The organism is Zobellia russellii (assembly GCF_044597075.1).
Lineage (GTDB): Bacteria > Bacteroidota > Bacteroidia > Flavobacteriales > Flavobacteriaceae > Zobellia > Zobellia russellii.
In genome coordinates, this window is the sequence record NZ_CP139000.1 from 3,714,227 (window position 1) to 3,726,975 (window position 12,749).

General features: G+C 39.4%; 13 protein-coding genes. 5 read left to right on the forward strand and 8 right to left on the reverse strand.

The genetic code is table 11. The features are described 5' to 3' along the window. The first annotated feature begins 34 nt into the window (after positions 1-34). Positions 35-715, forward strand: a complete 681-nt coding sequence (gene aat / locus SJY45_RS15235) for a leucyl/phenylalanyl-tRNA--protein transferase (RefSeq protein WP_400071802.1) — start codon at positions 35-37, stop codon at positions 713-715. On the opposite strand, the gene SJY45_RS15240 is transcribed toward aat, so the two are convergent. From SJY45_RS15240 to SJY45_RS15250, 3 genes are read right to left on the reverse strand one after another with little or no spacing between them, the layout of a single operon-like run. Then, positions 686-1,372: a DUF2490 domain-containing protein gene (locus SJY45_RS15240; RefSeq protein WP_400071804.1), complete on the reverse strand. Its 687-nt coding sequence runs from the start codon at positions 1,370-1,372 to the stop codon at positions 686-688. The genes aat and SJY45_RS15240 overlap by 30 nt on opposite strands. Next, on the reverse strand, positions 1,353-1,940 hold the full coding sequence (locus SJY45_RS15245) for a hypothetical protein (RefSeq protein ID WP_400071806.1): 588 nt from the start codon (positions 1,938-1,940) through the stop codon (positions 1,353-1,355). The genes SJY45_RS15240 and SJY45_RS15245 overlap by 20 nt, the downstream gene beginning before the upstream one ends. 21 nt (positions 1,941-1,961) lie before the next feature. Then, positions 1,962-2,525, reverse strand: a complete 564-nt coding sequence (locus SJY45_RS15250; RefSeq protein WP_400071808.1) for a DNA-3-methyladenine glycosylase I — start codon at positions 2,523-2,525, stop codon at positions 1,962-1,964. A gap of 201 nt (positions 2,526-2,726) precedes the next feature. On the opposite strand from SJY45_RS15250, the gene SJY45_RS15255 reads away from it, so the two are divergent. Continuing rightward, complete coding sequence (locus SJY45_RS15255; protein ID WP_400071810.1) at positions 2,727-5,891, forward strand: carboxypeptidase regulatory-like domain-containing protein; 3,165 nt, start codon at positions 2,727-2,729, stop codon at positions 5,889-5,891. Positions 5,892-5,970: 79 nt separating this feature from the next. Then, the gene (locus tag SJY45_RS15260) at positions 5,971-7,329 is read left to right on the forward strand and encodes an alkaline phosphatase family protein (protein WP_400071812.1); all 1,359 of its coding nucleotides are present in this window, start codon (positions 5,971-5,973) and stop codon (positions 7,327-7,329) included. Here SJY45_RS15260 and SJY45_RS15265 read toward each other — a convergent pair. Next, the gene (locus tag SJY45_RS15265) at positions 7,312-7,938 is read right to left on the reverse strand and encodes a Crp/Fnr family transcriptional regulator (protein WP_400071814.1); all 627 of its coding nucleotides are present in this window, start codon (positions 7,936-7,938) and stop codon (positions 7,312-7,314) included. The genes SJY45_RS15260 and SJY45_RS15265 overlap by 18 nt on opposite strands. 208 nt (positions 7,939-8,146) lie before the next feature. Here SJY45_RS15265 and SJY45_RS15270 point away from each other — a divergent pair, with 208 nt between their 5' ends. Beyond that, positions 8,147-9,277, forward strand: coding sequence for an esterase-like activity of phytase family protein (locus SJY45_RS15270; RefSeq protein WP_400071816.1), 1,131 nt, complete (start codon positions 8,147-8,149; stop codon positions 9,275-9,277). A 180-nt stretch (positions 9,278-9,457) separates the two neighbouring features. Then, complete coding sequence (locus SJY45_RS15275) at positions 9,458-10,084, forward strand: thioredoxin family protein (RefSeq protein WP_400071818.1); 627 nt, start codon at positions 9,458-9,460, stop codon at positions 10,082-10,084. Here the strand turns inward: SJY45_RS15275 and SJY45_RS15280 are convergent. From SJY45_RS15280 to SJY45_RS15295, 4 genes are all read right to left on the reverse strand, one after another. Then, positions 10,061-10,744 carry a hypothetical protein gene (locus SJY45_RS15280; protein ID WP_368506673.1) on the reverse strand — a complete coding sequence of 228 codons (684 nt, stop codon included), beginning with the start codon at positions 10,742-10,744 and terminating at the stop codon, positions 10,061-10,063. The genes SJY45_RS15275 and SJY45_RS15280 overlap by 24 nt on opposite strands. Positions 10,745-10,861: 117 nt before the next feature. Further along, positions 10,862-11,575, reverse strand: a complete 714-nt coding sequence (gene truB / locus SJY45_RS15285) for a tRNA pseudouridine(55) synthase TruB (protein ID WP_400071820.1) — start codon at positions 11,573-11,575, stop codon at positions 10,862-10,864. A 41-nt stretch (positions 11,576-11,616) separates the two neighbouring features. Then, the gene (locus SJY45_RS15290; protein WP_400071822.1) at positions 11,617-12,411 is read right to left on the reverse strand and encodes an undecaprenyl-diphosphate phosphatase; all 795 of its coding nucleotides are present in this window, start codon (positions 12,409-12,411) and stop codon (positions 11,617-11,619) included. A 2-nt stretch (positions 12,412-12,413) separates the two neighbouring features. Further along, positions 12,414-12,683 (reverse strand): DUF3098 domain-containing protein, encoded by a 270-nt coding sequence (locus SJY45_RS15295; protein WP_215438700.1) that lies wholly within the window; start codon positions 12,681-12,683, stop codon positions 12,414-12,416. Positions 12,684-12,749 lie beyond the last annotated feature (66 nt).

Sequence of the window (12,749 nt, forward strand, 5' to 3'; positions counted from 1 at the left end):
CTTTTGTATTTTTGTATATCTCATAACCCCAAAAGTGCAGGACCAAGAATCCAGAAATTCTATAGTTTTTTTGTCTGAACAGTTGGCGTTTCCCGCTGTGGAGCATGCTAATTATGATGGTCTTTTGGCAGCTGGCGGAGACCTATCTGTAGAAAGTTTGTTACTGGCCTATAAAAGTGGAATTTTTCCTTGGTTCAATGATGATTCATTGGTTCTATGGTGGAGCCCGGACCCACGAATGGTTTTATTTCCCCATAAAATAAAAGTCTCCAAAAGCATGCGCAAAATACTGCGGGACGGCCGTTTTACACTAACAAAAAATACTTGTTTTAAGCAGGTAATAGAGGCGTGTTCCAGTATAAAAAGACACGATCAAGACGGTACTTGGATTACCAAAAGTATGAAGAATGCATATTTAAAAATGCATGAAAATGGGTTTGCCACTTCGTACGAAGTATGGGAAAATGATGAGCTCGTAGGAGGACTTTACGGTATAGACTTGGGTACGGTTTTTTGTGGGGAAAGTATGTTCAGTAAGGTTAGCAATGCTTCAAAATTTGCCTTTATTAATCTGGCCCATGAGTTAGAAGGTAAAAATTATAAACTTATAGATTGCCAAATACATACCGATCACTTAGAAAGCCTTGGAGCAGAAGAAATTCCGCGTAAAGAATTCATTAAAATCTTAGAGGCTGAAAATAAGAGAGGTCAATAAGAAGAAAATATGTTGTGTTTCATGGGTGTAATGCTCCGCACGATATTCTCCACCCACTTCTAATTTGGTTTCCCGGTTTAATAGCCAGCCCATATGAGAGGTAATCCTTTGGTCATAAACAGGTTTGTTGCCTTTGGCTACACTCAATAAGGATTCTGTAGATGCTGAAACATAAGGCTCGCCAATATCCAATTCTTCTCCTTTTAACGGGGCATCAATAGATAAGCGATACCTAAAACGATGAACTGTTTGTGATGGGCTTATGCGCTGTTCGGCACGTAAACGGCTCCCTACGGTTATATTTTCATAAGCATGTGAAAACTTATACTGTTCGGTTATTCTCAACTCGTTTTCTCCCAGAGTATCAAAAGAATCCCTAAATCTATATTGTACGCCTAGGGCTATACTCTGCTCAAACCCAATTTTAAAAGTTGAAAAATGAGAGAGGTCCAGTTGTCTTACTTGATATTTAAAATCGTCTTTGAAAATATAGGCCCGTTGGGCAATCTTAAAGTTATGTGAGTAATTTGGGGTTACCTTATAGTTGAGCGAAATATCGGGCTCAAAATAGCCCGTAGTATTTTCTTGACAGTAACCTAAGCTGCTTAAAAGTAGACTAAAAACAATAAAAAGCGTTCTAGTAGAGTACGTGGTCATAGTTTGGTGGTAACGCTTTTTTAATCAGTTCAAACTTGCCTTCGGCATTAAAAAGTATTTCAAATTCTTCAAAGCTTTTTTCGCGCTTTCCATCAATGATCAATTCGTATTTTATGGAAGGTAACATTAGATTTTGAAAGGCGTTTTTCAAGGTCTGGTCAATATCGTTTTCATCGGCAATATACTGCTGTTGAATTTTTTGTATTCGATATTTTTTAAAGTTGTTCTCCAAGTACGAAGTTATCTTTGCATAAGCCTCGTTAGGGATGTCTACTGAGGTTATAGTAATTTCAATATCTTCTAATTTGCCCTGTGCATCAAATTCAATACTGTATTTTAAACGGTCTTTTTTAAATTTGGCCTCATAGCTTATTTTATCACCATCTATCTCTTTGTAAAAACGAATGCGCTTGGCATTTATCAGCTTTTGATGTATGAATAGGCGTGCGTTTTCGGGAAACTGAGATTTTCTAATACGATGCTCGCGCTCATCTTTTATTTGTGCAAAGGCCATACTAGTGCAAAAAGTGAAAAATAGGACTAGAAAAGAGACGGACTTAAAATTCATAACAATTAAATTTTATACAATTTAGACTTCATCATACCTAAAGCAAGAAACTACATGGTCGTTTACCATTCCTACGGCTTGCATAAAAGCGTATACAACGGTACTGCCTACAAACTTAAAACCTCTTTTTTTTAAATCTTTGCTCAGAGCATCCGAGATCTTTGTTGTAGCGGGAGCATCTTTGTAATGTTCGTAGCTGCTTTTAAGGGGAGAGTGATTTACAAATTCCCATATATAATTGCTAAAACTTCCAAACTCCTCTTGCACGTTCATAAACGCTAAAGCATTGGAAACTGTTGCCCTAACCTTTAATTTGTTTCTAATGATGCCTGCATCCTGGAGCAAGTCCTGAATTTTATTTTCATCGTATAAAGCTATTTTCTTATAGTCAAAATTGTCAAATGCTTTTCTAAAATTCTCGCGTTTCCTTAAAATGGTAATCCAGCTTAATCCGGCTTGAAAGGTCTCTAAGACCAAAAATTCAAATAGTGTATCGTCTTCTTTTACGGGAAATCCCCATTCTTCATCATGATAAGCTTCATAAAGCGAATCTCCTTTGCACCAACCACATCTTTGTTTTTCCATGTTGAGAATTTGAGCTGTAAAAATACGCCTTTATCATCAAAAGGTTACGGCTATGACCTATACAATTGCCTATTGTCTGTTAAGTATTAAGAAACTATAAACTTAAAGTTAAGAAGAAACGCAATGTTAAAAACTAACATGGAGAGGTAGGGGTTAAGGGTAATTTTGCCGCTTTAATTTTTCAAAAACCACTACAAAGAAATGAAAACAAATTACTTAAGCTATTTAAGAATAATGACCTTGTTCCTGTTTTTTGGAGCAGTACATATGTCTTTTGGCCAAGCAACGAACGCATCTGTAAGCGGGACTATAAAGGACGTTACCGGAGAACCTTTATTAGGAGCGGAAATTATCCTTAAGAATACTTCTACAGGTTTTATATCAGGAGCTATAACCAATGAGAATGGAACCTTTAAAATATTACAATTGCCTTTGGGAGGTCCTTATGAAATAACGGCAAAATACTTAGGCTTCGCCGATGCCAAGCAAGAAGGTTTTATGCTGAATTTAGGTGATGCCCTTACGGTGCATTTTGTGCTTCAGGAATCTTCTACCGCTTTAAATGAGGTAGTAGTCTCATCTAACAGTTTGTATAAAAGAATTGAGCAAATTGGAGCTTCTACAAAAATTGGAGCGGGACAAATAAAAAAACTGGCTACGGAAGGTAGAAACTTTACAGGCTTAACCAGTTTGTCCCCATTACAAGGTGCGGGAAGTATAAATTTGGGAGGGCAACGTAGAACATCTACAAACGTTACCATAGATGGTCTAAATGCTAGAAATACCTTAACGGCCGGTGAAATTGGTCGTGGTCCATACACTATTTCACAAGAGGCTATTCGTGAATTTGAGGTCTCTACCAATGACTACAATGTTACAGAGGGTAGACAAGGTGGTGGTTCAATTTCAGCGGTAACCAAGGCGGGTACCAATGAGTTTAGCGGGAGTACGTTTTTCTATCATCGTGCAGATGGTTTACAGAGTAAGTATACCATTCAAGGTCAGGAGAGGGATGCAGATTTCTATAACTCACAATACGGTTTAAGTATTGGTGGCCCAATCGTAAAGGATAAGTTGCACTTCTTTGCCGTTTTTGAAAGACAGGATGCAGGAGAGCCCACTAGCATTGCCGAAATACAGAATGCAGATGATGAAAATAGATTAGGTATTACTTCGGGTAACTTAGAGCGCTTTTTAGATATTGGCCGCAATGTTTACGGTCTAAGCAACTCCCAACAAGTAGGACAGTTTGACCGGGAAACCGAAGCAAACAATTTGTTCCTAAGGTTAGATTGGCAGATTAACGATAAGCATCGTTTAACCGTTAGAAACTTATACAATAAATGGGAGAACCCTTTTAGTGTAAGTGACAATTCCAATATACAGGTTGCTGAATCTTATTCTGATTTTGAGTCTCAGGAAAACAGCATTATGTTGTCTCTTAGATCTATGTTGAGCTCTAAGGTAACCAATGAGTTTAAGTTTCAATACCAACATGCAGAACGTGCTTTTACCCCTAACTCCGAGCTTCCCCAATCTAATATTCCAAGGGCTATTGTTGAGGTTTCATCGGTTTTGCCAAATGGAAATACTAGAAGTAGGAGCGTACAATTGGGTGGGCAGCGATTTACTCCGGAAACCAATCAAGAAAACCAAATTCAGTTTACGAATACCACATACGTAAATGCAGGAAAGTACAACCTTACTTTTGGTACGGATAATATGATTACCAATTTGGAAACCTTACTTTCCAACGAGCAAAACGGTCGTTTTTTCTTTGATTCGTTAGATGATTTTGAAAATCAAATAGCTTCGCGTTATGCTAGGGAAGTACCTCTACAAGGCCTTCCTATTGTTAAACAGACCGTCTTAGATCTTTCATTGTTCGCTCAGTTGGAAACCGATATTACACCAGATCTAAATTTGGTTGCAGGTGTACGATGGGATGCTACCAAGTTTTTAGATGAGGCAGAGTTCAATCCTGTAGTGTTTAATGAACTGAACATTCGTACCAATGAAAAATTGGATGACTACAATAATATTCAGCCTAGATTTCAATTAACGTATAACTTAAAGGGAAAGAATACGGATATCTTTAAATTGGGGGGAGGTATTTTTTCGTCGCAGCCTCATTATTACGCACAAGTAAACAATATACAGAACAGTGGTACGCTGTTAGGTGCTATTGATGTTACCGGGGCCAGTGTTCCTACTCCGGACTTTGAATCCTACCGTAATGACCCTAGCACGGTTCCGGGTGTACCGGCGGGTGTTACTCCTTTTTCAACCATAAACGCGGTTGGTAAAGATTTTCAGGTTCCCACTATATACAAGGCCAACTTGAGTTATACGCACTTCTTTGGTGAGAGGTATAGCCTTGGTTTTAATGCACTTTATAGCCATACCAGTAATAATTATATTTATCAAGAAGCCAATCTTGTAGCGGAGCCTTACTTTGTTACGCCTCAGGGTAGGGAACTCTTTGTTCCTGCAAATACCATTTCTGAAAATGGAGGAACGGATTGGACAAATTCTAGAATTTCTGACCAAGTGGGTAGAACTTTAGTACTAACTTCTGATGGTGTTCTAGATAATGTGGCCCTTGTAATAGAAGGTACGGCACAGATTGGCCAAGATGGATACTTAAATGCGAGTATGACTTTTAACCGATCAAAAGATAACTCTTCCTATAACTGTTGTGTGGCCAATACATCAACCTTTATTCCCGTGGAAGGTGATCCAAGAGATTTGAACTATGGGTATTCAGATAATCATTTTGATACCAAAATGGTCGTAAATGGCGCTACCCCTACGTGGAAAGGGTTTACGCTTGGAGCAACAGTAATTGGCCAAGGAGGAACGCGGTATTCTTTGCATGTAGATGATAACACCAGCGCCAATGGAGATTTTAACCTAAGGAATGACATAGCCTATATTTTTGACCCGAACGACCCTAATACGCCACAGTCTATTGTAGATGGGTACAATCAAATATTGAGCGATCCGGAAACTCCTGAGAATTTCAAGGAATATTTGAGAAATAGTTATGGTGGTTTTGCGGAACGTAACGGTGGAAAAAACCCTTTTGCGGCAACTGTTGATCTACGGCTTCAAAAGAGGTTTGAGACTAAAAATAAAAAGCAAGGTCTTGAACTGTCCGTAGACGTTTTCAACTTTGCTAATTTGTTGAACAAAGAATGGGGCCGAACCCATAATTTTGGAAGAAGACGCGATTTTATGCGCATTAACGGTTTTGATCAAGCATCTCAAGCTTATGATTATTCCGTTCAAACGGGTGCCGGTACTGAGCCTATTAATGGTACGCCATGGAGGCTTCAGCTAGGGGCGAGATATACATTCAACTAATCGTATTTTTTATTTTTTCTCAATCTAGAGGGCGTCAAAATTGTTTGGCCCCTCTAGTTTTTACAATCTAATTTAGGACATGAAAAAGAGTATTTTTTTAGCATTTGCATTGGTTATGATAATCGTGCAGTATGGAAGGGCGCAAGAAGAGAGCTTGACCCAACACGTAGTTTTGGTATCGGTAGATGGTTTTAGGCCTAATTTCTATCTAGAGGATAAATGGCCTACTCCAAACCTAAAAAAGATGGTTCGCGAGGGTGCTGCTGCAATGGGGGTAAGAGGGGTATTTCCCTCTGTTACCTATCCTTCTCACACTACAATAATAACAGGTGCGTATCCTGCGGAACACGGTGTATACTACAATAGTCCGTTTGAAGAAGGTGGGCAGACAGGCCGTTGGTACTGGGAAAGTAATCTTATACAGACAGAAACGTTATGGCATGCCGTAAAAAGCGCAGGAAAGACTAGTGCTAGTTTTATTTGGCCCGTATCCGTAGGGGCTCCTATTGATTATAATATTCCGGAATACTGGTTGTTAAACGGTAAGGTGAGTAGAATAGAATCTATGCGTACCAAAGAGAATCCTAAGGGATTTTTAAAGGAAATGGAAGAAGAAGTTTTGGGAAAACTGAACGAGAAAACCTTTAATGGCGATTATTTAAATCGCGAAGATAGAACGGGTGAAATGGCGGCCTATACTTTGGAAAAATATAAACCCAATTTAATGACGCTGCATTTAATAGCTACCGATCATTTTCAACATGAGGAAGGTAGGGACGGAGAAAAGGTATTTACTGCTATTGCTGCCGTGGATCGGGCCATTGGTAAAATAATGGAAGCTGCGGAAAGAGCAGATATTCTTGATAAAACTACGTTCATTATTACGGGAGATCATGGCTTTGTTGATATTCACTCTGCTTTAAATCCAAATATCTGGTTAGTTGAGGAAGGTTTAATGGAAGACCAAAAAGACCGTGGCAACTGGAAAGCTAGTTTTCATACATCAGGAGCATCGGCATTTTTAATGTTGAAAGATAAGAGCGATAAAAAAAGTATTGCCAAGGTACGTGCAAAATTAAATGGACTACCAGCTTCGATCAAGAAATTATTTAGAGTTGTAGAAAGAGACGAACTAGATGGTATTGGTGCAGATCCCAATGCAGTGCTCGCGTTGGCGCCTATACCGGGTGTTGCCATGTCATCAAGAGCAAATGGAGACGTGTTAACGCCAAGAAGGGGCGGAACCCACGGTTTTTTTCCCGATTTCAAAGAAATAGAAACCGGTTTTATTGCCTTTGGAGCGGGAATATATAAGGGCAAAAAAATTGAAAAAATGGGATTGGAAGATATTGCACCAGTTGTTAGCGAGCTGTTGCAACTCAATTTTAAAACTAAAAACGGTGTACTTTACCCCGGAATCTTAACCAATAAAAACTGATTTTTTCTTTAGTGCATTGGCAATAGTTTGGCGGGTGGCCCCTATAAGGTCACCCTTGTCCTTTTGGGTCAGCAAGTTGTAAAGAAGGTGTTCTTCTCCGTGTATATCCAACACGGGAATATTAAAGTGGGATTTTAGGAATTCGAGCTTTTGAAAAGTGGATCTCTCGTTTACTTGTCCCAGTTTTTTTTCGGCAAGACACCATCGTTTTAAAAGGTAGGCAATGAACCATTCCGAAGTAACTGGATTTTCAATAATGGTCTTTTTAAAAAAAGCCAAATCGTAAACACGTATTTTGCTGTCTACCAGTGTTTTTGAAAACTCAAAAAACTGTCCGTTCAAGTATTTTAGGTTGCCAAAATAGTCGCCCGAGTAAATAACGTCAAAGGTGTTCTCTTCTCCGGTTTCTGAATAGCCGCCTAACTTAACAACGCCTTGTACCACCTCGTACATATAGTTTTCTGCAAAAGGCGGTTTATAGATAATTTCGTTTTTGGGAACAATTACCTCTTTAACCGATGTGAAAAAACTGGGGTTTCCGCTGTTTTTTAAATAACTATAGAAGCAAAACTCATGTTTTTTGTGTAATTGGGGTCGAATATTTTTCATAGCTCATCTACATTTATCTTTATCGGAACCCACAAATCTATTTTTGAAAAGTCAAGTTAACGTTAGGTGAATATTAAGATTAGTGGGGGTCGCGGGTGTTGCGGAATGCGGGATTTCAAAATAATACAACCTTAATCTAATCGTAATCTACAGCTAAACCGCTTCTAAAATCTATATGGCATCTTGCGGAACTAATAAAACATAAAAAATGAAAAAATTTAGTTTAGAAATAGTCGGATTGGTTATTCTTACCACTATTATATCCTGTGAACACATAGATGATTTTATAGGTCATGGCGGTTCTACTACCAATAAAATTGAGAGCATAGAATTTCTTGATGAATATGTTTTGCCAGATGGAGCGGCGTATGCCAATACAACTGTAGGTGGGCTATCTGCTATAGATTACGCAGATGGTAAATGGTATATGATCAGTGATGATCCAAAGGCGCCTATCCGTTTTTACACGGCTGATATTTCATTTGGTGAAAACCAGTTTAAGGAGGTAACCATTAATGGCGTAACGGAATTGTTGAACGGTAGTAATTTGCCTTTTTCAGATGATGAAATTGATCCTGAAGCCATCCGGATTACACCTGGGGGTAGTGTGTTATGGTCTAGCGAGGGGAACGTTAAAGGAGGTGTAGATCCTTTTGTTCGTGTTGCCGGTTTGGACGGTACCTATAAGTCTAGCATTGCTTTATCCGAAAAATTTAAAGTGTCCGGAGATGAGAATCGTGGGCCACGTCACAATGGCGTTATTGAGGGGTTATCCGTTTCCTATGATAAAAAGGGATACTGGGCTTCAATGGAATTGCCCCTTGTGCAAGACGGTCCGGAACCTGTGTTAGAGGATACGGATTCACCGGTAAGGATAGCGTACATAAATAGTTCCGGGGCATTCGGCAAAGAGTTTGCTTATGAACTGGATCCCATTGCCAGAAAGTTTGATGAATCGTCTTTTACGGTAAATGGAGTGGTTGAAATTTTAGAATATGATATGGACCGGTTTTTGGTTTTGGAGCGTTCTTTTTCTACGGGTTATGCTGATGGAGGTAACAATGTAAAAATTTATGACGTAGATGCTTCCAAAGCTACCGATGTAAGCCATATGGATAGCCTTAAGGGTGCGGATTACACAAGAGCGACCAAGAAGTTGGTGTTCGATTTTGAGACGGTCAGAAATCAATTAACGGATGGTGTGGTAGATAATATTGAGGGTATCACTTTTGGCCCCCAATTGGAAAACGGTAATCGTTCCCTAGTTTTGGTGGCCGATAATAATTTTAGTGCTTTTGGCCCGCAGTTAAATCAATTTATACTTTTGGAGGTTAAATAAACTGCAATAGTAAACTTATTAAAAGTCCGTTATGCTTTTGCATAGCGGACTTTTTCTATATGATATGCACTGTATCGGGTATTTTGTAAGTTTTTGCAATTAAGCCCTACCAATGTTACCCAAGTTACCAAGCTTGTATGTTTAACCTATTAACTTTGTTATAAATTAAAGACGAATACAATGGCAACACCTACTACCAAAACAAACGTTTCCCAACTAATAGAAAAAGCCCTTTCACAAGCGGTTTCTTATGAAGATTACCGCGCTATGGTAAATCAGCTGGCTTTAGAAGGACGCTCAACAGGTCCGGTACAAACGGAAGCATTGGCCAATTACACGATGCTTAATGACCGCCGTATGAAACGTTTTGATAAAACCGTAAAGATTAGTGCGGAAGACGAAGCTACAATTGCCAAATTGAATAAAAAAATACAGTTGATAGTCCTTACGGAAAGTTGGTGTGGTGATGCCGCTCCCGCTTTACCGGTAATCAATAAAGTGGCCCAGCTTAATGACCACGTGGATTTTAAAGTGGTTTTACGGGATGAGAATGTAGATCTCATGAACCAGTTTCTTACCAACGGCGGAATGTCTATTCCTAAATTAATTTTTTGGGATGCAGAGAATCAAGAGGTTTTGGCAGATTGGGGGCCAAGACCGGCTCCTGCGGCAAAACTAGTGGCGGATCATAAAGAAAAACATGGACAGCTATTGCCTGAGATCAAAGAGGAGATTCAACAATGGTACAATAAGGATAAAGGGCAATCTACGCTTAAAGAATTATTAGCGCGCCTTCCCTTGAAATAGATAGGTAATCGTTCCCTTCTGAACCGATTTTTCGCCGGAGCTAAATTTAGCCTTAAGGGCATAGGCAATGGCGTTGTCTATTAAACATCCGTTAGATGTGCCGGAGCTTTTTGCATTATAATCGGCATCTACAACATTACCCATTGCATCAACTTGAATGTTAATTACAACTTTTCCTCCTTCAATACAAGTGTAGATTGGGGGAGGTAATCTATAGTTGCTACGGTTTACCAATGAATAGGAAACAGATGTACGGCGTTTGGCCAAGTTGTTGGTGAATTCCTTTTTCTGGGCTTCTTTTTCGCCAAGCATTTGTTTGGCCTCTTGGCGTTTCTTTTTCAGCTCTTTTACGCGCTCTGCATATTCTGAGTCTGTAAGTTGCTCGTTAGAGTCTTCACTGTTTTCTGAAGCTAATTTTTCTTCCAAAAGCTCTTCAAGTGTTTTTAAAGGTTCTGGATTGCCATAGCTTGGTTTTGCAGTTTCGTTATAGGCCATATGGCTCTTTATCGGGTCTGCTTTTTCAATTTCTTGCTCTAACTCCTCTTTTTCTTCAAGAAGCTCTTCAATATCTTCCTCAAGCATCATTTCTACCACATAGTCGTCCTGCTCTTTATCCTGGCCCAAATGTATGTTGTACAGTGCCAACACAATAATGGACATGGAAAAGATGGTAATAAGGAACGCTAAATGTTTACGGTTCAATGTCATAGTGGTATAACCACAATTTTAAAAATATATTTTAATTATTCGTTGAACGGAAAGGCTAGGGTGTTCTTTTTATGATTCTGATGTTTTTCCTAGTAGATTTTCCGCAAATATGTTGGGGGCAATGGCTTTATTTACGTTATAGTCGCCTATTTTGGTTCTTCTTAACTCTGATAAATGCCCACCGCTTTGTAGTGCTTGCCCCAAATCATGTGCCAAAGACCTAATATAAGTGCCTTTGCTGCAAACTATCCTAAATTTAACATTTGGGAGTTTCATTTCGGTAATTTCAAAGGCTGAAACGTTTACGCTTCTCGTTTTTATTTCAACTTCCTTCCCTTCCCTGGCATACTCGTAAAGGCGTTTGCCATCTTTTTTTAAAGCCGAAAAAACGGGAGGACGTTGTTCAATATCACCTATAAATTGGGTAAGGGTCTCCTGAAGAAGTGCTTCGGTAATATGTTCGGTAGGGTAGGTTTGGTCAACTTCAGTTTCCAAATCGTAAGAAGGGGTAGTGGCCCCTAAAGTAATGGTACCCGTATATTCTTTGGCCTGCCCTTGAAGCTCGGGTATTTTTTTTGTGAATTTTCCGCAGCAGATAATCAATAGGCCGGTGGCCAAGGGGTCCAAAGTTCCTGCATGCCCAATTTTAAACTTCTTTAGTTTGAATTTTGAGCGAATGACCCATTTTAATTTGTTTACGGCCTGAAAAGAAGACCACCCAAGGGGTTTGTCTATTAGCAATATTTGTCCGGCAAGAAAATCTTCTTGGGTGCGAGAATCCATATAAAACGTATTAATCCCTGTTCAATGAAACTGAAACTGGCCTAGCTCATATAGCCGTAAACAATAGCGATCAGTCCCACAATAAGGCAGTAGATGGCAAAATAAGAAAGTTTACTCTTTTTTACCAATTGGATCATCCAGGTACAGGCGGCAAGACCCGCAACGAACGCGGCAATAAAACCAGCGCCCATGGCTACATTATTTCCTCCATCAAAATTTAGGTCGCCGCTCATAAGGTCTTTGGCAATTTTACCAAAAATAAGGGGAACTACCATTAAGAAAGAAAAACGTGCCGCTTTGGTCTTGTCCACACCCAATAGTACGGAAGTAGAAATGGTAGCGCCACTTCTAGAGATACCGGGCAGCATGGCAATGGCCTGTGAGATACCTACGACCACAGCGTTGCCAAAACTTACTTTTTTATCCGTGTCCTTGGCTTTGTCCGCAAAATACAAGAGTACAGCGGTAATCAATAGCATAAAGCCAACGAACCTAACATTGCCTCCAAAGAAGGCTTCCAGTTGTTCTTCAAAAAAGAGGCCTACAAAAACTGCAGGCAACATAGATAGAATAATTTTTACGGAGAATTGGGCTTCTTCGTTCCATTTAAAACTCAATAGGCCGCTAATGATTTCCCAGATATCCTTTCTAAAGACAACTATGGTACTTAGGGCAGTTGCAAAATGGAGTACTACGGTAAACAAAAGACTTTCTTCGGGTACGGAGTGGTCGCCTAAAATGGCTTTCCCCAACTCTAAATGTCCACTTGATGATACGGGTAAAAATTCGGTCAATCCTTGAATGATACCGAGAATGATGGCGTCTAACGTGTCCAAAATTAATTTTTCTTCTTGTGCGGATTCAACAATATGGCATATATCTCAATACCTAAACCAATAAGTACAAGGGTAGGGGCCAAACGTATTCTTCTAAAACTGTAAATGTCCTCATTAAAAACATTGGGATCATCACTACCACCTCCGCTCATAAGTATAAAACCTACCGCAATAAAGGCAAGGCCTACAAAAAAGAACGTATAGTTCTTTTTCTGAAATATAAATTCTTGCTTGGCCGGTTGGCCGTTCTGTTCTTTTTGTTTCTTACCCATGCTGCAAATTTAACGAAGTTCTACTTAAAAAAGTTTATGGTCGTAAAGGTTTATTGTTTGGAGGGT

What these genes read in the sequence shown, in the direction of transcription:
- SJY45_RS15275 (WP_400071818.1), top strand. Translation starts at nt 9,458, where the DNA reads ATGGCAACACCTACTACCAAAACAAACGTTTCCCAACTAATAGAAAAA.
- SJY45_RS15240 (WP_400071804.1), bottom strand. Translation starts at nt 1,372, where the DNA reads ATGACCACGTACTCTACTAGAACGCTTTTTATTGTTTTTAGTCTACTT.
- truB (WP_400071820.1), bottom strand. Translation starts at nt 11,575, where the DNA reads ATGGATTCTCGCACCCAAGAAGATTTTCTTGCCGGACAAATATTGCTA.
- SJY45_RS15245 (WP_400071806.1), bottom strand. Translation starts at nt 1,940, where the DNA reads ATGAATTTTAAGTCCGTCTCTTTTCTAGTCCTATTTTTCACTTTTTGC.
- SJY45_RS15280 (WP_368506673.1), bottom strand. Translation starts at nt 10,744, where the DNA reads ATGTCCATTATTGTGTTGGCACTGTACAACATACATTTGGGCCAGGAT.
- SJY45_RS15250 (WP_400071808.1), bottom strand. Translation starts at nt 2,525, where the DNA reads ATGGAAAAACAAAGATGTGGTTGGTGCAAAGGAGATTCGCTTTATGAA.
- SJY45_RS15260 (WP_400071812.1), top strand. Translation starts at nt 5,971, where the DNA reads ATGAAAAAGAGTATTTTTTTAGCATTTGCATTGGTTATGATAATCGTG.
- SJY45_RS15270 (WP_400071816.1), top strand. Translation starts at nt 8,147, where the DNA reads ATGAAAAAATTTAGTTTAGAAATAGTCGGATTGGTTATTCTTACCACT.
- SJY45_RS15265 (WP_400071814.1), bottom strand. Translation starts at nt 7,938, where the DNA reads ATGAAAAATATTCGACCCCAATTACACAAAAAACATGAGTTTTGCTTC.
- SJY45_RS15255 (WP_400071810.1), top strand. Translation starts at nt 2,727, where the DNA reads ATGAAAACAAATTACTTAAGCTATTTAAGAATAATGACCTTGTTCCTG.
- SJY45_RS15295 (WP_215438700.1), bottom strand. Translation starts at nt 12,683, where the DNA reads ATGGGTAAGAAACAAAAAGAACAGAACGGCCAACCGGCCAAGCAAGAA.